This is a genomic window from Terasakiella sediminum (assembly GCF_033100395.1).
Lineage (GTDB): Bacteria > Pseudomonadota > Alphaproteobacteria > Rhodospirillales > Terasakiellaceae > Terasakiella.
This window is the reverse complement of sequence record NZ_JAWLVJ010000009.1, coordinates 39,120-61,657: the sequence shown is the minus strand read 5'-3', so window position 1 is coordinate 61,657 and position 22,538 is coordinate 39,120. Positions and strand designations below refer to the sequence as shown.

General features: G+C 50.1%; 24 protein-coding genes. 7 read left to right on the top strand and 17 right to left on the bottom strand.

What is annotated here, in order from left to right; translation table 11 throughout:
• The first annotated feature begins 53 nt into the window (after positions 1–53).
• Entirely contained in the window at positions 54–1,031 is a 978-nt protein-coding gene (locus tag RYZ26_RS08785; protein WP_317682819.1) for an NADPH:quinone oxidoreductase family protein, read from the top strand.
• Here RYZ26_RS08785 and RYZ26_RS08780 read toward each other — a convergent pair.
• Positions 1,028–1,522 carry a DinB family protein gene (locus RYZ26_RS08780; RefSeq protein ID WP_317682818.1) on the bottom strand — a complete coding sequence of 165 codons (495 nt, stop codon included), beginning with the start codon at positions 1,520–1,522 and terminating at the stop codon, positions 1,028–1,030. The genes RYZ26_RS08785 and RYZ26_RS08780 overlap by 4 nt on opposite strands.
• Positions 1,523–1,640: 118 nt before the next feature.
• On the opposite strand from RYZ26_RS08780, the gene RYZ26_RS08775 reads away from it, so the two are divergent.
• Complete coding sequence (locus RYZ26_RS08775; protein ID WP_317682817.1) at positions 1,641–2,345, top strand: substrate-binding periplasmic protein; 705 nt, start codon at positions 1,641–1,643, stop codon at positions 2,343–2,345.
• Here RYZ26_RS08775 and RYZ26_RS08770 read toward each other — a convergent pair.
• Positions 2,314–3,228, bottom strand: a complete 915-nt coding sequence (locus RYZ26_RS08770) for a DMT family transporter (protein WP_317682816.1) — start codon at positions 3,226–3,228, stop codon at positions 2,314–2,316. The genes RYZ26_RS08775 and RYZ26_RS08770 overlap by 32 nt on opposite strands.
• Positions 3,229–3,244: 16 nt before the next feature.
• Positions 3,245–3,478 (bottom strand): DUF1127 domain-containing protein, encoded by a 234-nt coding sequence (locus RYZ26_RS08765; protein ID WP_317682815.1) that lies wholly within the window; start codon positions 3,476–3,478, stop codon positions 3,245–3,247.
• 147 nt (positions 3,479–3,625) lie between these two features.
• Here RYZ26_RS08765 and RYZ26_RS08760 point away from each other — a divergent pair, with 147 nt between their 5' ends.
• Together RYZ26_RS08760 and ipdC are read left to right on the top strand one after the other, a co-directional pair.
• Complete coding sequence (locus RYZ26_RS08760) at positions 3,626–4,534, top strand: transcriptional regulator GcvA (RefSeq protein WP_317682814.1); 909 nt, start codon at positions 3,626–3,628, stop codon at positions 4,532–4,534.
• A 66-nt stretch (positions 4,535–4,600) separates the two neighbouring features.
• Entirely contained in the window at positions 4,601–6,223 is a 1,623-nt protein-coding gene (ipdC, locus tag RYZ26_RS08755; RefSeq protein ID WP_317682813.1) for an indolepyruvate/phenylpyruvate decarboxylase, read from the top strand.
• An 80-nt stretch (positions 6,224–6,303) separates the two neighbouring features.
• Here the strand turns inward: ipdC and rbr are convergent, their stop codons facing one another.
• Positions 6,304–7,143: a rubrerythrin gene (gene rbr, locus RYZ26_RS08750; protein ID WP_317682812.1), complete on the bottom strand. Its 840-nt coding sequence runs from the start codon at positions 7,141–7,143 to the stop codon at positions 6,304–6,306.
• Positions 7,144–7,287: 144 nt separating this feature from the next.
• On the opposite strand from rbr, the gene RYZ26_RS08745 reads away from it, so the two are divergent.
• Complete coding sequence (locus RYZ26_RS08745) at positions 7,288–7,479, top strand: hypothetical protein (protein WP_317682811.1); 192 nt, start codon at positions 7,288–7,290, stop codon at positions 7,477–7,479.
• Entirely contained in the window at positions 7,476–8,345 is an 870-nt protein-coding gene (locus RYZ26_RS08740) for a DMT family transporter (protein ID WP_317682810.1), read from the top strand. Before RYZ26_RS08745 ends, RYZ26_RS08740 begins: the two co-directional genes overlap by 4 nt.
• Here the strand turns inward: RYZ26_RS08740 and RYZ26_RS08735 are convergent.
• Together RYZ26_RS08735 and thrC are read right to left on the bottom strand one after the other, a co-directional pair.
• Positions 8,335–9,576, bottom strand: coding sequence for a M16 family metallopeptidase (locus RYZ26_RS08735; protein ID WP_317682809.1), 1,242 nt, complete (start codon positions 9,574–9,576; stop codon positions 8,335–8,337). The two genes, RYZ26_RS08740 and RYZ26_RS08735, sit on opposite strands and share 11 nt — an antisense overlap.
• Positions 9,577–10,965 carry a threonine synthase gene (gene thrC / locus RYZ26_RS08730; protein WP_317682808.1) on the bottom strand — a complete coding sequence of 463 codons (1,389 nt, stop codon included), beginning with the start codon at positions 10,963–10,965 and terminating at the stop codon, positions 9,577–9,579.
• Positions 10,966–11,106: 141 nt separating this feature from the next.
• Here thrC and RYZ26_RS08725 point away from each other — a divergent pair, with 141 nt between their 5' ends.
• Complete coding sequence (locus RYZ26_RS08725; protein WP_317682807.1) at positions 11,107–11,892, top strand: hypothetical protein; 786 nt, start codon at positions 11,107–11,109, stop codon at positions 11,890–11,892.
• Between the two features lie 44 nt (positions 11,893–11,936).
• Here the strand turns inward: RYZ26_RS08725 and RYZ26_RS08720 are convergent, their stop codons facing one another.
• The 11 genes from RYZ26_RS08720 to phaR all read right to left on the bottom strand — a co-directional run bounded on the left by RYZ26_RS08720 (position 11,937) and on the right by phaR (position 22,502).
• Complete coding sequence (locus RYZ26_RS08720; RefSeq protein ID WP_317682806.1) at positions 11,937–12,323, bottom strand: bactofilin family protein; 387 nt, start codon at positions 12,321–12,323, stop codon at positions 11,937–11,939.
• Between the two features lie 132 nt (positions 12,324–12,455).
• Complete coding sequence (locus RYZ26_RS08715; RefSeq protein WP_317682805.1) at positions 12,456–13,853, bottom strand: methyl-accepting chemotaxis protein; 1,398 nt, start codon at positions 13,851–13,853, stop codon at positions 12,456–12,458.
• A 226-nt stretch (positions 13,854–14,079) separates the two neighbouring features.
• Positions 14,080–14,859, bottom strand: coding sequence for a succinate dehydrogenase iron-sulfur subunit (locus RYZ26_RS08710; protein ID WP_317682804.1), 780 nt, complete (start codon positions 14,857–14,859; stop codon positions 14,080–14,082).
• Positions 14,860–14,871: 12 nt separating this feature from the next.
• Positions 14,872–16,662, bottom strand: coding sequence for a succinate dehydrogenase flavoprotein subunit (sdhA, locus tag RYZ26_RS08705; protein ID WP_317682803.1), 1,791 nt, complete (start codon positions 16,660–16,662; stop codon positions 14,872–14,874).
• Positions 16,663–16,668: 6 nt separating this feature from the next.
• Positions 16,669–17,049, bottom strand: a complete 381-nt coding sequence (gene sdhD, locus RYZ26_RS08700) for a succinate dehydrogenase, hydrophobic membrane anchor protein (protein WP_317682802.1) — start codon at positions 17,047–17,049, stop codon at positions 16,669–16,671.
• An 18-nt stretch (positions 17,050–17,067) separates the two neighbouring features.
• Positions 17,068–17,451: a succinate dehydrogenase, cytochrome b556 subunit gene (sdhC, locus tag RYZ26_RS08695; RefSeq protein WP_317682801.1), complete on the bottom strand. Its 384-nt coding sequence runs from the start codon at positions 17,449–17,451 to the stop codon at positions 17,068–17,070.
• Positions 17,452–17,765: 314 nt separating this feature from the next.
• Positions 17,766–18,602: a 2-oxoacid:ferredoxin oxidoreductase subunit beta gene (locus RYZ26_RS08690; RefSeq protein WP_317682800.1), complete on the bottom strand. Its 837-nt coding sequence runs from the start codon at positions 18,600–18,602 to the stop codon at positions 17,766–17,768.
• On the bottom strand, positions 18,602–20,326 hold the full coding sequence (locus RYZ26_RS08685; RefSeq protein ID WP_317682799.1) for a 2-oxoacid:acceptor oxidoreductase subunit alpha: 1,725 nt from the start codon (positions 20,324–20,326) through the stop codon (positions 18,602–18,604). Before RYZ26_RS08685 ends, RYZ26_RS08690 begins: the two co-directional genes overlap by 1 nt.
• Positions 20,327–20,554: 228 nt before the next feature.
• Positions 20,555–20,941: a helix-turn-helix domain-containing protein gene (locus RYZ26_RS08680; RefSeq protein ID WP_317682798.1), complete on the bottom strand. Its 387-nt coding sequence runs from the start codon at positions 20,939–20,941 to the stop codon at positions 20,555–20,557.
• A gap of 230 nt (positions 20,942–21,171) precedes the next feature.
• The gene (locus RYZ26_RS08675) at positions 21,172–21,729 is read right to left on the bottom strand and encodes a hypothetical protein (protein ID WP_317682797.1); all 558 of its coding nucleotides are present in this window, start codon (positions 21,727–21,729) and stop codon (positions 21,172–21,174) included.
• Positions 21,730–21,896: 167 nt separating this feature from the next.
• Entirely contained in the window at positions 21,897–22,502 is a 606-nt protein-coding gene (gene phaR / locus RYZ26_RS08670; RefSeq protein ID WP_317682796.1) for a polyhydroxyalkanoate synthesis repressor PhaR, read from the bottom strand.
• Positions 22,503–22,538 lie beyond the last annotated feature (36 nt).

Sequence of the window (22,538 nt, the reverse complement as noted above, 5' to 3'; positions counted from 1 at the left end):
ATTAGAAAGATTGCTACATATAATGCAAAACGAACCTGATCAAGGAGTTCTTCATGAAAGCGGCCCTGTGCACCGAGTTAAATGGCTATCAATCCCTGACCCTTACCAATGTTGAGGTCCCGACCCCGTCTGACAGTCAGGTGCTGATCCGCATCAAGGCAAGCGCGCTGAACTTTGCTGACAGCCTTATTGTCAAAGGCAAATATCAGGTCAAACCACCCCTGCCCTTTTCCCCGGGTCTGGAATGTGCGGGCATTGTGGAAGCTGTGGGCAAGGATGTAAGCACCTGCAAAGTGGGTGACCGGGTCATGGCCGTGCTGGATTGGGGCGGGTTTGCTGAATATGGACTAGCGGCAAGCCATGATGTCTATCCGATTTCTGATAACCTTGATTTCAACACAGCCGCTTCCATCCCGGTGGCTTACGGAACGTCGCATCATGGTTTAACGGCCAAAGCACAGCTAAAAGCAGGTGAAACCCTTGTGGTTCATGGCGCGGCAGGGGGCGTGGGCTTAACAGCGGTGGAAGTCGGCAAACGACTGGGAGCCACCGTCATTGCAACCGCAGGCGGGGCAGAAAAGCTTGCCATCTGTAAAGAACATGGCGCAGACCATTTGATTGATTACCGCGAAGGCAGCGTGCGTGAAAAGATCAAAGACCTGACCGACGGGCTTGGCGCCCACGTGGCCTATGACCCGGTCGGTGGTGACTTGTTTACCGAGACATTTCGCAGCACCCGACAGGACGGGCGCATTCTGGTGGTTGGATTTGCCAGTGGCGATATCTCTCAAATCCCCGCCAATATCATGATGGTCAAGAACATCACTTGTATCGGCTATCACTGGGGCGCGTACCGCAAGCTGGACCCGGAGGCCTTGCGCGCATCCTTTGCCGAACTAATGGACTGGATCGAGGAAGGGAGCCTGAAACCTCATGTGTCCATGACCTTCAAGCTAGATGATGTGAAAGACGCCTACGAAGCCCTTCTGGCCCGTAAATCCACTGGCAAGATCGTGATCGAAATCGATTAACAGCCCAAGGTATAATAAATCAGGTCAATGTCCGGTGTCGGTTTGCTCAGGCGGGTGAGCGCGGCATGGACATGACCGCGATGATGTGTCTGATGGTTAAACATATGGCCCAGGATCATCTTGACCGGAGCTTCATATTCGCCACTGATGATGGATTTATACTGCAGGTCCGTTTCCAGAAAGGCTTCTTCCAGTCCCTCACAGAACGACAGGATTTTCGCATCCTGATCTTTTCGCGCCTGCCAGAGGGCGGCAAAACCTTCATGCAGAATATCATTCAACTTTAAATCCATACGTGGCGTGCCTTCCAGACGGGCCAACCAAACAATATCGCCGACCAAGATATGGTTCAACGTGCCGCAAATGGATTTGAAAAAGACATCACAATCCAGTTTAAACTCTTCCTCTGATATGGTCGCAACCACATCATAGACGCGCCTATTTGCCCAAATGTTGTAATGTGCCAATTGTGCGAAATACGATTTGTCCATTAGCTTGACCTTCTATTCTACTACTTTTTCATCATGTAAATTGAATTATTTTGACTTTCTATCTTAGAGGTTTCTTATTATAGTTTTAGTAGAACCAATAGATAGAATCGAGGAAACTTTGAGACTGCTTTTTATATTTGTCCTCATGCTTTCAAGCCTGACTTTTTCAAAAGTGGAGGCCGGACCTGATTTCTCCAAAATCAAAGTCATTACCTCTTTCTATGAACCCTACAGCTATCTGGAAAACGGCAGTGCCCAGGGTGTTGCTGTTAATCAGGCTCGCAAAATTCTGGCAGAATTAAAATTCTATCCCGACATCAAAGTCTACCCTTGGGCGCGCGCCTATACCATCGCAACCAATCAGCCCAACACCGCACTTTTTTCCGTTGCACGCACACCGGAACGCGAAGACCTGTTTCACTGGATCGGAGAAATTGTTGATTTTGATGTCTATCTCTTTCGTTTGAAAAAACGTGATGATATCAACCTGACGCAATTGGCTGATGCCCGTAATTACAAGATCGCCACTCTGGCAAAAGATGTAAAAGGCGAATATCTACGCAAAAACCAAATCAAAACCACACCCATCACCAATGAAGAAACAGGCATTCGCATGATCTTGAGCAACAGAATTGACCTGTTGCCAACCGACCTTGATTCTATGACCCATCGCCTGGAAAAACTGAACCTGCCATCTGATGCGCTCGTGCCGGCTTTGCACCTCAAAGAAATTTCACGCCCGCTTTATTTTGCACTCAGTAAAGACACTCCACCCGAAATCGTGGCGGCTTTTAAGGCTGCTTATAAGCGAGCGTTCCCTTAAAGCGGCGAAACATCCCAGGCTTGCTCAGAACCAACACATTCCCCCACAAAACCAGCGGCACACCAACGACAGCTTCTACAGGCCAGTGATAGCCTTCAAACATGGTGGATAGGGTCAGGGCAACCAAGGGGAAGAGAACGATGGAATAAACCGCTTTTTCCGGCCCAATATTGCCCAACAGCGTCAAATAGCTGCCAAAGGCGATGACAGAACCAAAGAGCGCGAGATACAACAGCGACCAGATATAATCAAAGCTCGGATCAAAGGTAAATTCCTGACCGCGCGCCAGGGCAAACAGCGCGATAAACACCGCCCCATAGGCCATGCCCCAGGCATTGGCCTGCATGACCGACACACCGCTTTTCTGATTGCGCGACGACACCATATTGCCACATGATGCAAACAGCGTCCCAATCAGCACGAGGCTGAGGCCATAAACACCGGTATCGGACAGATCAAAATTTTTCACTTCCGGCCAGAAGACCATGAAAATCCCGCTCATGCCGAGGAAAGCCCCCATCAGGACACGTGCACTGATGTCCGTGCCAAAGAACAGGCGGCTTAAGATGATATTCATCACCACCATAGAACAGAAACCCACACTGACAAGGCCTGAGGTAATGTGACCTGTCGCGGTATACATGAACAGATAGTTCCCGCTGAACAGACACAGGCCCAACATAGCCATCCAGAAATGAGTTTTCAGATCAAAGCGCAGGGATTTCTTCGTCACCATGCAGTAAAGCAACAGGATCACCGCAGCCAGCGCGAAACGATAAGCGATAGAAACTTCTACCGCGACAGTGCCAAGTTGGTATTTGATCGCCAACCAGGTCGATCCCCAGATCAGCACCGTCACAATATAGAGGACCGCATTGGTCATCGGTTCACCTATTACTTTATTTTACCCAAAATGGCTTTTGCGTTTCCGCATAAACGTCAGCTGCGGACATACCAACGTCCTGAAGCAGACGGTCATCCAGCTTCGCCAAAGCCCGGCGGCTTTTGTAACGTTCAACCCATGTCTCAAAGGTTTGCACAAGCGCCAGAATGCCTGCTTTTGCTTGGATTTGTACTTTTTCTTCAGCTGCACAAGTGTTGAGCTGAAAGTTGTTCAGAGTCTCTACTGACATAATTTCCTCATCACATTAGGAGTTAAAACAGCAGAGGCGCGCCTCTTATGGTTTCGTTTTACGCGTCTTTTTAAGTATTTACAAACGAGCTTTTTTGCTACAATAGATTAGAAAATCTAATCTGAAAAACAGGATTGTATCGAAACAATGGCCCGCAAGCTCCCCCCACTCAATGCCCTTCGTGCCTTTGAAGCAGCCGCGCGTCACCTCAGTTTCACCCGGGCAGCAGATGAATTGTTCGTTACGCAAGCTGCCGTCAGCCATCAGGTTAAATCTTTGGAAGAACACTTGGGCATAAAGCTTTTCAAGCGATTGAACCGCGCTTTGATGCTGACAGATGAGGGACAAAAGTACTTTCCCGACGTGCGTGACGCACTTGATCAGCTGGCACGCGCCACCCAGGCCCTTCATAAATCAGATACCAGTGGCGTGCTGACTGTCTCGGTCATGCCGTCCTTTGCCTCGCTCTGGCTGGTGCCTCGTCTGCAAAATTTCTCAGCTGCATATCCCGATATTGATATTCGGATTTCTGCCGATGACAAAGTGATCGACTTTAATCAAGACGATGTGGACTGCACCATTCGCTATGGAATGGGCGGCTGGCCGGATATCTACAAGGAAAAATTTCTGGAAGAAGACGTCTTTCCCGTTTGCTCCCCCTACTATCTTGAAAAGCACCCTTCTCTTGCCTCCACAGATGGCCTGAAGGGGCATGTGCTCTTGCATGACTATGCCATTATCAGCGAGGCTGAACGCCATCTTGCCTGGAAATACTGGCTGGAAGAAGCGGGTGTCAAAGGTGTGGACCACACCCGCGGGCCTAAATTTTCCCACACACATATGGTAATGCAATCCTGTATCGCCGGGGAAGGCGTCGCCCTTGGGCGGTCTGCCTTGATCCAGAATGAACTAAACGCAGGACGACTCGTTCGTCTGTTTGATCATGCCATCAAATCACAAGTCGCCTATTACTTTGTTTGCCCCGAAGATGCGATAGAAAGGTTCAAAATCAAGGCATTTCGTGATTGGTTATTATCAGAAAGTCCGAAAATTTAATCCCATATTACAACAACTCTCTGATACTATAGTTTCAAATGAAACAAATAGATCGAGGCTTTATTCATGTTGTTAGCAGAGGCACTTTTCACCGCACTTAAAGACCGTGGCGCACGCGAAGTTTTTGGAATTCCAGGCGATTTCGCCCTTCCCTATTTCAAAATCCTGGAAGACACAAAAGTTCTTCCCCTTTACACCATGAGCCACGAACCCGGCGTTGGTTTTGCAGCAGACGCAGCAGGCCGCTTTAATTCCCGCCTTGGTGTCGCTGCGGTGACTTACGGGGCAGGTGCGCTAAATATGGTCAACCCGGTGGCCCAGGCCTATGTGGAAAAATCCCCTCTTGTCGTGATCTCCGGTGCACCCGGCAAACTGGAAAGCCAGCGTGGCCTTGGTCTACACCACCAGGTCAAACGTATCGATTCCCAATTCAAGATTTTTGAAGAGATCACTTGCGCGCAAGTCATTCTGGATGATGCCAAAACGGCTCCGAAACTGATCGCCGAAGTGCTGGACACCTGTATCGAACAATCTCGCCCTGTCTATATTGAGCTGCCACGCGACATGGTGGCCGAAGATGTTGACCCCGTGCCCGCCTTCCAGCCCAGCTGCGAAGATATGGATGCAGCACGTGCCTGTGCTGAAGAAGTGCTGGAACATCTAAAAGCCGCCAAATCCCCTTGCATCATGGCAGGTGTAGAAGTGCGCCGCTTTGGACTGGAAGATAAACTGGGGGAACTGGCCTCCATGCTCGGGGTTCCGGTTGTCACCTCTTTCATGGCCCGTGGCATTCTGGCAAATACAGATGCACCCCTGATCGGCACTTATCTGGGCCTTGCCGGCACAGATGATATCCGCAAAACGGTGGAACGATCCGATGGCCTGTTGATGCTGGGCGTGATCCTGTCTGATACCAACTTTGGTGTTTCCAAGCGCGAGATCGACATGCGCGCTGTTGTTCACGCCTTTGATCGCGAAGTCAGTTTTGCCCATCATCACTATCCAAATTTGCCGCTGGAAGCCTTGATCGAAGCCATGATCGAATTGGCCAAGCCCCTGGGTGATGCCAAGAAGTACCCTGCCCCTGAATATCCGAAAAAACTTATCGCGGATGACAGCCCCATCACACCGACCAATGTAGCCTGTGCCGTCAATGACATGTTTGCTGAACATGGCCGCATGCCCATTGCTTCTGATATGGGCGACTGTCTATTTACCGCCATGGATATTGAAAATACGGCGCTGATTGCACCCGGCTATTATGCCTCCATGGGGCCGGGGGTGCCTGCGGGACTGGGTATTCAGGCCACATCGGGCAAACGTCCTTTGATTATGGTCGGTGATGGGGCTTTCCAAATGACCGGGTGGGAACTGGGCAACTGTCGTCAGTATGGCTGGAACCCCATCGTCCTGCTGTTTAACAACCGCAGCTGGGAAATGCTGCGCACCTTCCAGCCTGGCCCTGACTATCACGATCTGGACGACTGGGGCTTTGCCAAAATGGCTGAGCCCATGGGCGGCATTGGCACGCGCGTCACCACCAAGAAAGAACTGGTGGATGCACTGGACACAGCCGTAAACGACACCCGCCATTTCCACCTGATCGAGATCATGCTGGAACGCGGCGAGATCTCCCAGACGCTAAACCGTTTTGTCAATGCGGTGAAACGGGTAAGTGGGGTGAAGTAAGCCCAACAAACACCGTGTCCCGGCTCAGGCCGGGACCTCTTCCCCCTAATTAAAGAGACCCCGGCCTGCGCCGGGGAACATCACCAGTTCTCGCCCAGTTCCTCAAAATGCGCTTGGGGATGTGCGCAGGCCGGGCATTCATCAGGGGCATCGGTCCCTGAATGAACGAAGCCACAGTTACGACAGCGCCATTTGGTAGGCTCATCGCGTTTAAAGACACGACCCTCTTTAATATTTTCTGCGAGTTCCAGAAAGCGTTTTCCATGCTGGACTTCGGCGACCATGATGGCTTCGAAAACATCAGCGATATCATCAAACCCTTCCTTAATCGCAACCTGGCGAAATTCCGGGTACATATCTTCATGTTCATGGGCTTCCCCACCCGCCGCCGCACGCAAATTTTCTTCTGTCGTCCCATTGCCGCCTGCCGGGAAAGTTGCGGTGATTTCTACGTCGCCGCCTTCCAGAAACTTATAAAGTCGGCTGGCATGCGCCTTTTCCTGATTGGCGGTTTCCTGAAAGATATCGGATATCTGCACATATCCTTCTTTACGCGCTTTCTTTGAAAACATTTCATAGCGCGCCCGGCCCACCGTTTCATTGACGAACGCGGCCAACACATTCTTTTCTGTCTGACTTCCTTTGAAAGGCATGGCATCTTCCTTTAGCTTCAGGTTTGATTGATACTTTTTAAAGATAGCATTCTGATGCGCTTCCAGCACGTCATATCCACCGATATGGTGCCCATCAATGATAATCTGCGGAACGGTGGCAACGCCAGGCAAACGTTCCTGCATTTCGCGAAACGTATCGACCGAGCTCGCATCAATTTCTGTGTAGGGAATTTCCTGCTCTTTAAACAGCTCTTTTGCTTTCTGACAAAAAATGCAATCGGTTTTGGTGTAAATCTCAACGCTCATAACGTCCCCCATATGCCAAATCCTGAGGTTGAATGGTAGGCCAGCGCCCCTCTTTGTGCAAGTGCGAGATAGTTGCCTCTTTCTTTTTCCAATAAAAAAATTTAGATTGATGCAAATGTTACATCTAGGAATTACGTAAATCCCATGTCTAACCCCTTTATCATCGGCCTGAGAACCAACCCGCAGCTTTTTTTTGACGAACTGGATACCGTTGAAATTCAGGCAATTGCCCAGGCTTGTGTGCGCGTTCTGGAAAACCGCCATAAAGATGGCGACGCGGAAGCGGCAGGTTGTCTGCAAAACGTTTACCGCGAAGTCGGCAATATCGAACTTTGACAAAATTTATCCCCGTCATCTTCGTTTTTTTATGGAGCACTGGCTTCATCGGGGCAAAGTTCGGCCTGCCTTATGCCGAACCCTATACCTTTCTGTTTATCCGCATGGTTCTGACCAGCCTGATTTTGCTGGCTGTCCTGCTGTTGCTTAGAAAAAGCTGGCCAAGCACCTGGCGCTTAAGCAGCCATGTGGCTTTTTCCGGCTTGTTGATCCATGTGGGTTATCTGGGTGGGGTTTTCACCGCCATCGCCATGGGGATGCCTGCGGGGCTTGTTGCCCTGATCGCTGGCCTGCAACCCCTTTTGACCGCCTTCGCCGCCCAACCGATCCTCGGTGAAAAAGTCAAATCTTTGCAATGGGCCGGACTCGTTCTGGGCCTGATCGGGGTTGTCCTGGTCCTGAGCGAAAAACTGGACCTGCAATCAGGTGATCTGTTCGAAGGCTTTGGATTGGCAGCTGTTGTCTGTTCTATCTTTGCCGTACTCTCCATCACCGCCAGCTCGCTCTATCAGAAAAAATACTGCACCGACATGCCGTTGATGAGCGGGACTTTCATTCAGTATGCCGCTGCTGCCATTGCATACGGTGTGCTTGCCTTCAGCTTTGATACGATGGTGGTTAACTGGACCGGAGAATTTATCTTTGCACTTTTCTGGCTGATCTTTGTACCCTCGTTCGGAGCCATCAGCCTGTTGATGTGGATGATCAAACAGGGCGCGGCATCGAAGGTTGCAAGTATGTTCTACCTGGTCCCCCCCGTCACCGCACTTGAAGCCTTTTTCCTGTTCGGGGAAGCTTTGGGCCTAATCGCGGTTGCGGGGATGGTGATTGCCAGTATCGGTGTCTGGCTGGCCGTTAAATCTTGAACTCTGGCAGTTCCGTGATCGGACCCAGCACCGCCAGCGTCGGCTTTGTTGCAAAGATTTGCTGCGCAACATTTTGCACCGCTGCAACATCGATCTGATCGATTTTTGCCACAACTTCATCGGCCGGAACCGGGCGTTTAAAGACGATCATCTGACGCGCCAGTTGTTCGCACCGCGTGGACGTGCTTTCCATAGACATCAGGATGCTGGATTTCAACTGGGCACGTGCACGGTTGACTTCATCTTCTGAGACTTCTGTGCAAACCTTTTTGATCTCATCCACCATCACCGGGACAAGCTCGGCCACATCGTCTGGACCTGTACCTGCATAAATGCCCAGCATACCGCCGTCATCATAAGCCGAAACAAAGCTATAGATGGAATAAACCAGCCCGCGTTTTTCACGAATTTCCTGAAACAGGCGCGACGACATACCGCCACCAAACAAAGTGGACAACACGCTTAAGCTATAAAAACCGGGATCATCATAACGCACACCATCAAAGCCTGCGACCACATGGACCTGTTCCAGGCTTGGGCGAGTTTCGATGAAATCACCGCCGACATAACGGCTTGGGTCCGCAACCACATCGGCACTTGGTTTCAGGTCCGCAAACTTATCCGCCACCATGGCGACGAGCTTGTCATGATTCACATTACCTGCGGCACTCACGACCATGTTGGACGCCGCATAATTGTTATGCATGTAATCCATGATCACATCGCGCGACAATGATTTCACGATATCCGCTTCACCCAGCACGGGACGACCAATGGCCTGATCCGGATAAGCGGCCAGCTGGAAATGATCAAAAATGATATCGTCAGGCGTGTCATTGGCCTGCAAAATTTCCTGCAGGATGACGCCGCGTTCGCGTTCCAGCTCTTCTGCTTCCATGACGGAATTTTGCAGGATGTCTGAGATTACATCCACCGCCAGACCGAGATCATCTTTCAGCACCTTGGCGTAATAAGCGGTATTTTCACGTGACGTATAGGCATTGATATGCCCGCCGACATTTTCAATCTCTTCAGCCAGATCCTGTGCAGAACGGGTCGTCGTTCCCTTGAACGCCATATGTTCCAGAAAATGGGAAATGCCGTTTACGTCAGGTGTTTCATGACGTGCGCCAACTTCCACCCATGCACCGACCGATACGGATTCAACCGATGCCATATGATCTGTGACAATGCGCAGGCCGCTGTCCAGCGTTGTGGTCCGAACGCTCATTTAAGCCAGTGTCTTTTCAATGTAAGCCTGAATGCCTGCCAGGTCATTTGGCAGCACGTCAAAACGTTCTTCACGATCAAACAGGTCAGACAGACGTTCCGGCAACGCAGGATGCACGCCGCTTGCTTCTTCAACAGCCGCCGGGAATTTCGCCGGATGCGCCGTTGCCAGTGCAATGGTGACCGCATCAGATTTTTCAGCATCACGCGCGGTGGCGCAACCGATCACACTGTGCGGGTCCAGCAGTTCGCCCGTATTCTGATAGAAATCAAGAATGGCTTTTTTGGTTTCGTCATCATCCAGTTTCTGTGCTTTGAAGTCTTCGCACATGGCCTGCCAGCGTTCCTTGCCAAAATCCACTTCGCCTGTGTCGCGGAACTGAGCCAACGCTTGCGTCAAAGCAGAACCATCCCTGTCATAATGCTGCGCCAACAGACGTTCAAAGTTGGACGAGATTTGAATATCCATGGAAGGCGACAGGCTAGGTTCAACCGTTTCCATCTTCATCACGCCTGTGTTGAAATAGCGTGTCAGGATGTCGTTACGGTTTGACCCGATGATAAAGCTTTCAATCGGCAGGCCCATTTTCTTGGCACAATAGCCTGCAAACACGTTTCCGAAATTACCTGTTGGCACGGCAAAACGCATTTTGCGATCCGGGCTACCTGTTTGCACGCCCGCCCAGAAATAATAGGCCACCTGTGCCATGATGCGCGCCCAGTTGATGGAATTCACAGCAGACAGGTTATATTTGTCGCGAAAATCCATGTCGTTAAACATGGCCTTCACCGCATCCTGACAATCATCAAAGGTGCCTTCAAGCGCGATATTGCGCACGTTCTCAGACATGACAGTTGTCATCTGGCGGCGCTGCACGTCAGACACGCGACCTTTTGGGTGCATGATGAAGATATCAATACATTCACGATCACGGCACGCTTCAATCGCAGCTGATCCTGTATCGCCAGATGTTGCGCCAACGATGGTGACTTTCTCACCACGTTTTTTCAGCACATAGTCAAACAGACGACCCAGCAGTTGCAAGGCATAATCTTTAAAGGCAAGGGTTGGGCCATGGAACAATTCCATCACCCATTGGTCCGTATCCAGTTGCTTCAGTGGTGCAACAGACGGATGACCGAAATCTTTATAAGCGTCATTCACCAGTTCAGAAAAATCATCCTTGGGGATAGAGCCTTCAACAAACGGGTACATCACACGAATGGCAACATCAGCATAAGACAGACCGCGCATATCGCGAATGTCATCTTCGCTGAACTGGGGCCAGCTTTCCGGCAGATAAAGGCCCCCATCACGGGCCAGACCAGTTAGCAGAACATCATCAAAGGATAGTGCGGGCGCCTTGCCGCGTGTGGATACGTATTGCACCTTGGACCTCTTGGAGACTCAAAACATTTCGCGCTGTTTAGCATGGTTTAGCAACAGAGTCCAAGATCAATCATGGCTTGCTTTCAAGAATGTTTTATGTGCTTATCAAAGGACCCCCTGTTGTCCTTGAAATGTAAAACCGTGACCCTCATTTTCATTAAAATCATCGTGACCGTTGCGATCGTTCTTGGCCTGTCTGTGATTGCCGAACGGGTCAGCCCCCGTTGGGCGGGACTACTGGGCGGGTACCCCTTAAGCGTTGCCATCGTACTGATTTTTATCGGGGTGCAGGAAGGCGAAGCTTTCGCAGCCGAAAGCGCGGTTCACACACTTGCCGGGCTGGCCGCGAACCTCTCGATTTTTGCGACTTACGGGGCGGTTTTGTCATACCGGCCACAGACCCATTGGATTCTTACCATATTGGCGGGGCTAACAGCTTTCTTTGCAGTCGGGATCGGGCTCAGCACCATTGAATTTGATCTGATCACAGCCTCTATCTTCATCACCTGTGTCATCACCTTCTGTATCTTCAGCTTCAAACGATTTGCCGAGATCCAGATTACACAGGCCGTGCAGCTCAGCTTTCGTGTCGCCTTTGTGCGCGCAGCCTCAGCCTGTTTTGTGGTACTGGCCATCACCGGGCTTGCCAAACAGATGGGACCACAAATGGCGGGGGTTATGGCGAGCTTTCCAGCCACTGTCTTTCCCATGATTGTGATTGTGCATGTGACCTACGGGGCCGCCCCTGTGCTTGCCACCATCAAACATTTCCCCATCGGGCTAGGCGCGACCTGTATCTTCTGTCTGGTCTATACCTTGATTTTGCAAGACCAGGGGATGTTATGGGGCACGGTGATTTGCTTTGCCATTTCCACCATCTATCTGCTGGGCTTTTCCACCCTGCAACAAAAAATGCGTCGGACCTGACCGACGCATTTCAATTTCTGTCTGAACTCAGGACAAAGTGGGTTTTAAGCAACCGCCCGGATTTTTGCGAGCACGTCTTCAACGGGTTCGCGTTCTTTAAACAGTTTCAACAACGGACGTGGTGTCAGTTTTGCACTTAAGTCAGCCTGCGGGGCGACAGAAAGTTGTTCATAGGATAATTCACCTACCACATGGGCGCCACGTTCCACAATGACCTGACGGGCCTGAATATTACCCTGGACATAACCCATAATACGAACCGTATCAGCGATGACGTCACCTTTGACATAGCCTTTGCGACCGATGGTCAATGTATCAACTTCAATAGTGCCGTTAACTTTGCCGCGCAGGTCCAGTTCACCCTGGCCTTTGATGTCACCTTTGATGGTGCGATTGCGGCGCACGACGGCTTTTTTTGGTTTTAAAAACATGGTTCAGACTTTCACATAAGAATTCATTCTTTATATTCCTATACGAAAGGAGTAAACGACCTCTTAACGACCCATAAAAAAAGAACGCACCTGATCAGATGCGCTCTTTTTAAATATCAGATGGGCGTCTGTTTACTCGCCCACGCCCACAAATGCAATCAGTTCGTCGAGATATTTCTGCACTTCAATGGATGGAGCCTCGATCTCTTCCACAAGAGAAATCGCGTCATCCAGTCGATGTTCGCTATAGGCACGCGCTGCGGCAATACCCAGTTCATGCACTTTTTCATGTGGCGGGTTCATGGCAACAAAGGCAGGGTGTGCTTTCACAGCAGCATCCTGATCACCGAAGTACCATTTACCCAAACGGCAATGTTTATGATCTGCCAGTTCGTTCGGATCAAGCGAGGCACGCCCCACCAGCATATCGGCCAATTTTTTGCGCCAGATCATATGATCAGCCTTGGCGCGGATCAGGTCACGTGCAGCAAATTCGTGACGCATCAGACGATCCATCTGATCGGTGATCAGTTTTTCCGTATCATCCATTTCATTGAGAACTTCTGTGTTGGCATCCACATTCTGTTCCGCCATCGCCGAAATATTGCCCGCATGCTCTGCGGTCTGTTCGGTCACGCCCTGCTGTTGTTCAAGAACCGAGGCGACTTCCTGCATATCGGACGTCACACGATCCACACCACGATCAATCTCTTCCATGGATTTCAGGGTGGAAGTAATGATCTGCTGACCATTTTCAACAGCTTGCGCCCCTTCGGACATGGACTTGGTGATCCCGTCCATTTCGTGGGTCAGTCGTTCAATCCGGTCATTGATATCGCTGGTGGCACGTTCTGTCTGGTTCGCAAGGTTTTTAACTTCGCTCGCCACAACCGCGAAACCTTTCCCGGCTTCGCCTGCGCGCGCAGCCTCGATAGTGGCATTCAGCGCCAGAAGGTTGGTTTGTGACGCGATGTTGTTGATCAACCCAACCACTTCACCGATTTGTGTGGAAGCATCAGCCAGATCTTTCAGCTTTTCCACCCCATGGGAAACCGATTCAGAAATGGCATTGATCGCATGGATCGCTTCCTGTGATCCATTCATGCTCTGCTGCACAATTTCCTGCAGATGTTGTGCTTCGGACGAACTGTGATGCGTGGTGTTTGAAATTTCGTGAATGGAGGAAGCCATTTCTTCCATGGCAGAGGCCAGCGCTTGCGAAATCTCATTCAGGTCATTCAGGCTGCGTGCAGATTTCGCAACGGAAATCACGGTTGAATTATTCGCAATCGACAGACCAACGGAACGCAGCAACTGGCGTTCTGCACGCGCGCTGTTTTCATCGGCCAGCGTCTTTAATTTACGGGACAGTTCATCACGACCTTCCGGCACGTTACCATAATCGCGCGCCAGAATGGCGTCCACCTGGGCCAGCGCCAGACTGAGTTCGCAATGCTCTGTAGTATCACTATGGCTTGCCAGTTCAGTTTCAGGAACTGCGGCTGGTTTGCTCTTTCCGAATAAAGACATAATTTTCCCCTCACTTCTTTTGAAACTATTCCAAATATTTGAATTTTCATTATTTTTTCGACAAATTGACATAAGTCAGTTGGTAATACAACTTATATCGGCCCGCTCAGAACCGTTTCATATTACTGATTGGATACCGCATTGCGAGATACTCTTTTAGGTATTCAAAGTCAAAAAAGGCCGGAGAAAAATCTCCGGCCTTTTTGAAAAAATATGCTGTCGAGTCTTATTGACGTTCCAGCTGCATTTTCTTGATTTCTGCAATCGCCTTACCCGGGTTCAGACCTTTCGGGCAAGTGTTTGTGCAGTTCATGATAGTATGGCAACGATAAACCTTGAACGGATCATCCAGGTAGTCAAGACGTTTACCCGTTGCTTCATCACGGCTGTCAGCAATCCAGCGATAAGCTTGCAACAGAACAGCTGGACCGAGGTAACGATCAGAGTTCCACCAGTAGCTTGGGCAGGATGTCTGGCAAGAGAAGCACAGGATACATTCCCAAAGGCCATCCAGCTTTTCACGCTCTTCGATAGACTGCAGACGTTCCTGGTTGGCAGGTGCTGGTGTATCAGCCTGCATCCAGGGTTCAACAGAACGAAGCTGCGCATAAGGCAGGTTCAAATCAGGGACCAGATCCTTGATAACCGGCATGTGTGGCAGTGGGTAAATCGCACAGTCGCCTTTTACTTCCGCAATCGGTTTCAGACACGCCAGTGTGTTTGTACCATCAATGTTCATCGCACAGGACCCGCAGATCCCTTCACGACAAGAACGACGGAACGTCAGCGTGGCGTCGATTTCGTTTTTAATCTTGATCAGCGCATCCAAAATCATTGGACCACAGTCATCAAGATCGATCTCAAACGTATCGATCTGTGGGTTATTGCCGGAATCCGGGTCATAACGGTAGATCTTGAACGCTTTTACATTCTTGGCACCAGCTGGGGCCTTGAAAGTTTTACCTTCAACGGGATCAGAGCCCGCTGGGAGATTGAATTCAACCATTAGCTCTTCTCCTTAGTACACACGTTCTTTTGGTTCGATGTACTCAACTTCATCCGTCAGTGTCCATGTGTGAACAGGGCGGTAGTCAAGTTCAACAGAGCCGTCGTCTTTAACGTATGCCAGTGTGTGTTTCATCCATTCTTCATCGTCACGGTTCGGGAAATCTTCGTGAGCGTGTGCACCACGGGATTCCTTACGCGCTTCAGCTGAAACGATGGTTGCTTTCGCACAAGCCATCAAGTTTTCAAGCTCCAGCGTTTCCACCAGATCAGAGTTCCAGACCATAGAACGGTCAGAAACATTGAGGCTATCCAGCTTCTTGGCAATATTGAAGATCTTGTCCACACCTTCTTTAAGGCTTGGACCTTCACGGAATACAGCTGCGTGAGCCTGCATCGCTTTTTGCATTTCCAGACGTACGTCAGCCGTTTTATGTTCACCGTTGGCGTTACGCAGCGCATCGAAACGTGCCAAGATTTTGTCTGTATGTTCCTGAGACAGGGCTTTATGTGGCTCACCCGGCTTCATTGTTTCAGAACAACGAATAGCCGCTGCACGACCGAAGACAACGATATCCAGCAGTGAGTTCGTACCCAGACGGTTTGCACCGTGTACAGAAGCAGACGCACATTCACCAATAGCCATAAGACCTTCACAAACCGCATCCGGGTCGTCTTTGGTCGGACGGATCACTTCACCATGATAGTTGGTTGGAATACCACCCATGTTGTAGTGAACAGTTGGCAGAACCGGAATAGGTTCTTTAGAGGCATCAACACCAGCAAAGATTTTTGCAGTTTCTGTAATACCTGGCAGACGCTTGAGCAGTTCTTCCTTGGGAAGGTGTTCAAGGTGCAAATAGATGTGGTCGTTTTCTTTACCAACACCGCGACCTTCACGAATTTCCATAGCCATGGAACGTGACACAACGTCACGAGAGGCCAGATCTTTCGCAGTTGGCGCGTAGTTCGGCATGAAACGCTCACCTTCAGAGTTGGTGAGGTAACCACCTTCACCACGTGCACCTTCAGTGATCAGACAGCCAGAACCGTAAATACCGGTTGGGTGGAACTGTACAAATTCGTGATCCTGCAGCGGAATGCCGGCACGGGCCGCCATGGCGTTACCATCACCTGTACAAGTGTGGGCAGATGTACAGGAGAACCAGGCACGACCATAACCGCCAGACGCCATCACAACTTTGTGGGCACGGAAACGGTGGATTTTACCTGTATCCAGATCCCAGGCGATCAGACCACGACAGACACCGTCGTCATCCATCAACAGATCAATGCCGATATATTCAACAAAGAATGTCGCATCATGCTTGAGACATTGTGAGTAAAGCGTATGCAGGATCGCATGGCCCGTACGGTCAGCAGCCGCACATGCACGTTGCACAGGCGCTTCACCATAGTTGGACATATGACCACCAAACGGACGCTGGTAAATCTTGCCTTCTTCTGTACGGGAGAACGGCACACCAAAGTGTTCCAGTTCCTGTACTGCCGGAATAGCGTTACGACACATATATTCAATCGCATCCTGGTCGCCGAGCCAGTCGGAACCTTTCACGGTGTCATACATATGCCATTCCCATTTGTCCTCAGCCATGTTGCCGAGAGCCGCGCCAACGCCGCCCTGTGCCGCAACCGTATGAGAACGGGTTGGGAATACTTTGGTTACACACGCAGTCTTCAGACCCGTGGCAGCCATACCGAGTGTCGCGCGCAAACCCGCGCCCCCTGCACCCAGTACAACCACGTCATATTCGTGGTCGATAATTTCGTAGGCTTGAGCCATAATTGATTAGCCTCCAAACGCGACTTTAAAGATGGAGATCAGACAAGCAACACACAGCACAGCTGAGACGAATTTTGTCAGGATCATGCTGGTGTAAAGCTTGGCATTATCATGCACATAATCGTGGATCACTTCACACACACCTTGTGATGTGTGGTGAAACAGGATCACGATAAAGATGCTGGTCAGCGTTGTGTTACCAACGTTGCTGATCCAGGCCTGATACGCAGCGTGATCTGCACCCAGCAGGCCGATAATGCTGTAGATCATCCACAGAGACAGTGGGACCAGAGCAATTGATGTGAGGCGTTGAATCCACCAAGGACCAACACCGTTGCGAGACGCACCAAGATTGCGCGCACGCCCTAAATGACTTTGCATTTTCATTAAGGTGTTCTCCTTGGGTTACACTGAATAGCCAATGATCCAGGTCACGATTGTCAGCAATGCCGTAACAGCAATACCCACACGACCAGAAGCAATAAGGTCTTGTTTTTCAAGCCCTGCAACGGTGTCCCAGCGCAGGTGGCGCAATCCGTTTACAAGGTGATAATACATGCAGAATGTATAGCCGAGCAAAACCAGCTGACCAAACCAGGAGCCAAAAAAGGCCTGGGCAGTTGCATAGCTTTCCGGACCATAAGCAGCAGCGATGAGCCAATAAGCAAAAAAGAAAGTTCCGGCGGACAGTAACACGCCAGTCACACGGTGTGCACCTGACATAAGTCCGTTCATCGGAAACTTATAAATCTTCATATGAGGCGAAAGGGGTCGATTTCCCGTCGTCATGGAGCCGTTCCTTTACCATGAAAAAAGAGGGATAGATGAATATAATGTGGTTTTATCCCTCTGGACCCGCGAAGTCAATTCATCAGACCTAAATCCGTCAAAAAACCCTAATTTCCAAGGTTTTCGACCCTATTGGTATGACCGATAGGACCATTTTAGCCCTAAATTTTGGTGGGCATTCGAACAAATCGGTATTCGAGTACTTATTTATTATTCCGATTCGCAAAAATTCGCCCTCAACCGAAGACATAAAAAAAGGCCGCTGCCTCTCTATAATAATAAGACAGTGACCTGAAATTTCGTGCGACTGAAATCTAGAGTTCAAAACTTGCTTCAATCTCAGACAGGTTTTTACTTTCTTTCATCTCGGGGGCATAGACCGGACGTTGGGTTTCATAAAGCACCCCGGTGCTGAACCCGTCATCTGTGGCCAAAAAGGCCGCAGCCTCAGCCAAAGCATTCGTGCCTTCAATCTCACCTTTGCGCACAATCTTTTTCCATTCCGTCTGTTCCGGGCGGAAAGTCACGCACGGGCTCAGGATCTGCACGAAAGAAAAGCCCTTATGCTGCATGGCTTCGGCAATCAGTTTGGCTGATCCATTCGGATCACCTGCAAAACCACGCGCCACGAAACTTGCCCCTGCAGACAAAGCAACGGAAAGTGGATTGAAGGGAGAAACACCCGTGCCATGGGGCGTCAGTTTCGATCCTTCCCAGTCAGTCGCGGTGGTTGGGGAAGCCTGCCCTTTGGTCATGCCGTAGACTTCATTGTCCATCACCACATAGGTCATATCCACATTGCGGCGGCACGCATGGAGGAAATGGTTCCCGCCAATGGAAAAGCCATCCCCATCGCCCCCGGTTGCAATCACCGTCAGATCAGGGCGGGCCACTTTTAGACCTGTGGCACACGCCAACGCACGACCATGAATACCGTGGAAACCATAGACACTGGTATAAGCCGGGATACGGCTGGAACAGCCAATGCCGGAGATGACCGCACAGTCTTCACGCGGGATTTGCAGTTCCGCCAGCGCTTTGGTAATGGAGGCCAGAACCGAGAAATCACCGCAGCCCGGACACCAGACAGGTTTGTAATCTGACTTATAATCCTTGAAGGTCATCGGCTTTTTTTGAACAGCAGTATCCATTAGACCAGCTCCTTGATTTGATCGGCAATTTCAGCGGGACGGAACGGCAGCGGCCCCGGTTTCGCCAACACATGGGTTTCTTTAGGCAGATCGAACTCACTGCGCAGATAACGATAGAATTGTTTGGAATGAGTTTGTTCCACAACCAATGCCTTGGTAACCCCTTCCAGGGCGTCGTCCATTTTATCCGGCAGAGCCGGGCTTAACAAACGCATAGACACCAGCTTGATATTTGTCCCTTCCGCCTTCAAACGCTGAATGGCTTCGCGCACAGGTCCAGTGACAGACCCAAAGGTAATGACAGCGACTTCGCCATCCCCTTCAATCTCCGCCCAATGCTGACCGTAATCAAACTGAGTCAGCTTGCGTTGGCGCTTATCCAGCTGAGCATAATGATCTTCGGCCGACGAACTCGGACGTGCATTTTCCTGTGTTTCCAGACCATCAGCCACATATTCCCCGCCCGGTGTGCCGGGGATTGCCATAGGGGAAACACCGCTGTCGGTCAAAGCATATCGTTTGTAATCTTCAACGCCTGCCTCAACCACCTCACGTTTAGCAACGAAGGACATGTCGGCGGGCTTATCAATGATGCTGCGCGATTGCCCCAAAGACTGATCGGACAGAACGATGGCTGCGGTCTGAAGACTTTCCGCCAGATGAACGCTCCATTGTGTGGTGAACAGGCAATCTGAAATCGAATTCGCCGCTGTTACAATATGTGGTGCATCCCCATGCAGACCGTGAAGTGCGATATTCAAATCACTTTGTTCAGATTTAGTCGGAATACCCGTGCTTGGTCCGCCACGCATTACATCCACAACCACCAGCGGGATTTCAGCCGAGACCGCCAGCCCCAAGGCTTCGGTCATCAGGGCAAGGCCCGGCCCAGCCGTTGCGGTAATCGATGGCACCCCGCCAAAGGAACCACCGACGATCATGTTAATAGACGCCAGTTCATCTTCAGCCTGCACCAGCGTGCCACCCACCTTTTCAAGATTCGGTGCCAGCCATTCCAGAATTTCAGTGGCAGGCGTAATAGGGTATGCCGCACAGAAACGCACACCTGCACGGATTGCCCCCATGCCTGCCGCTTCGTTTCCGGTTAAGGACCAGCGCGTCAGATCGGAATTTTTGCGTTCCAGATGGAGATCAATGCCGATCTCAGCTTCCAGATCACTTGCGACCTTCATGCCCAGTTTGACACCTGCGATACTGGCATCCAGCGCGACCTGACCTTTACGTTTCAAAACTTTTTCAAGGATGGTCTGCAGCGCCTCCATCGGGATGCCTGCCAGTTCCCCCAATATACCAAGGCCGATCATATTCGGACGCCCGCCCTCAATCTCCTTGGCACTTTCACTTAACGGCACCATCACCTGGCGGGCAATGGACCCAGTGATCATTTCCGGTGGATTCTTGGCAGACAAGTCACCAATGATCACACTGTCTTTGCGCAAAGGGAGTTCTGCGGCAAAACGATCTACATTCATCCAGTCAAAACAGAAAAGAACGTCGAAACTGTCATCGGGACAATCAATGGGATCAGAAGACAGGCGAATATAGGCCGCTGCTTCTCCGCCACGAATTTGCGGCCCGCTGGAACGGGTCATCAAACCATAAAGTCCTGCCTTGGCCGCTGCATCCAGAAGCATCTGGCCCGCCGTCATAACACCTGCCCCACCAGCCCCGGTGATGGCAATGGAAACCGTCTGTGATGTCATCTGTTCCCCATTTCCTGTTTCGATATTGTTATTAACCTCAGCATATATTCCAAAAACTTTGTGGCAGGCCCATGACATTTGTCAATTCTGCCGCCCTTTCTTTGGAATCTGTATAATTTTATACTGCATATTCCAATTACATCAGAATAAATTCATATAACAAAACAAAAGAAAGCCGGACAAGGTCATGACCCGTCCGGCTTTCTGAATTCTTTTATGCGACAGCGATTAATTCGATTCTGACGCCAGAGCCCGCGCGAGCTGGCTTAACGCATCCTGATGACGGTCATTATCGATATGAGAGAAATTGCGTGCCAGTTCCAGGCACATGCGCTGACGTTCCGTCAATTCAATTTCTGTATCGTCCTGTTCATCCAGACCTTCATAGAAATAGCCCACAGCCACTTTCAGGACTTGTGCAATTTCATAAAGGCGTCCAGCAGAAATACGGTTGATGCCACGCTCATACTTATGGGCTTGTTGATAGGTCACCCCGATCATATCGGCCATTTGCTGTTGGCTTAGCCCCAGCATGATCCGACGCTCACGAATACGTGCACCTACATGGCGGTCCGTATCTGTTGCGCGGTTTGCAACTTTTGCATCGTTCGACATCAGCTTTCTCCTAACAAGTCCAACCTGAGCTTTTCTACACAGATTTATTTATCTATCCATGATTACAACCATTGGAACATGCTTGCAACAATATATTTCAAAATATTTCAATAAATTTTCCAGATAAAGTGAGCAAAAATCGCCAACCCTGTAGGATTTTACCTAATACCATGAGATATACTAAAAGTATTAGACAAAGTTTGTTACAAAATATTTCAAGAGCTTAGACTTTAGGCGACAAAGTTCACTTGGGTCAAAACCGGCGGCACAATCAAGGTTTTCTGCGCCTGTTCCTCGCGAACTAACGCTGCTTCCAGGGCAGAAGCACGCCCTCCCGGTTGTGCACCGGCAGATAAATAAGCGTCATGATAAGCTTCATATTGCTGGGACGTCAAGCCTGCATCTGATCCTGCATATTCCTGATCAGAAAGCTGCGCCTGCAAAAGTGTCGCCGCCGGGGTCAGAATGGGTGCTGTATAAACAGGTTCCTGATCTGCAGCATTGGGATTAAAGGCAGGGCGATCAAATCCTGTGTCAGAATCCACATTGCGTGACAATAGGTCATCACTTGATCCTTGGGCATTATCAAACTGATCACGTTTTTGACCATCACGTCCGGCCTGGGCCAGTCGTTCGCGCACCTCCGGCGGCAATGTTTCCACAAAAGCCTGGGCGGCACGCTGCGTCGATTCCCCCTCAGCACTCGCTGGCCGAGACGGCGTGCGAGGCGCGGGAGTCTTAGGGACAGCTAAGGGTCCATAGACTTTTGCATCAACGGATAAGGCCACGTGGGATACTCAATTACACAAGATTTAAACGTAAATCAGCATAGTCCAAATCGACCTTTTTGTCAGCACAATAGCTCAAAATTTCAATAAAATTTTATCAATCCATAAAAAAGCAGAGACCCCGTCTGGGACCTCTGCCTTTTCAAATCTCTGTATCAGAAGGAAACCTATTTATCTGACATCTTGCTCAGTTGTTCCTGCATGGCTTCCAGCTGGTTTTTCATGGCTTCCAGATCGTCCACGGCTTTTTCCTGTTCTTTTGCCACCGCAGATTTTTCCTGCTCTTTCTGCTGTTCTTCGCCTTCGCTGTAGAAGTTTGGTGTGAACATGCGCATGGCATTTTCAAACATCGCCATATTCTGCTTGTTCACTTCTTCAAAGCTGCCAAATGGATTAAGACCGCCCATGGTCTCTTTCATATAGTCGCGCATCTTTTCCTGATTGGTGGCAAAAGATTGCATGGACTGTTCCAGATAGCTAGGCACCAGGCCTTGCAGACTGTCGCCATAAAAGCTGATGAGGTGACGCAAAAAGCTGACCGGCAGAAGGTTTTGCCCTTTGGCTTCTTCTTCCACAATAATCTGTGTCAGAACGGAACGTGTAATCTCTTCCCCGCTTTTGGCATCAAACACCGCAAACTGGGTGCCGTCCTTTACCATCTGGGACAAGTGGTCCAATGTCACGTAGCTGCTGGTCGCCGTATTATAGAGACGACGGTTCGCATATTTCTTAATCGTGATCGGAGCGTCTTTATCTTCGTTTTGTACAGCCATAATATTTCTTCTTAAATTTCGAAATTCCCAAGCTCT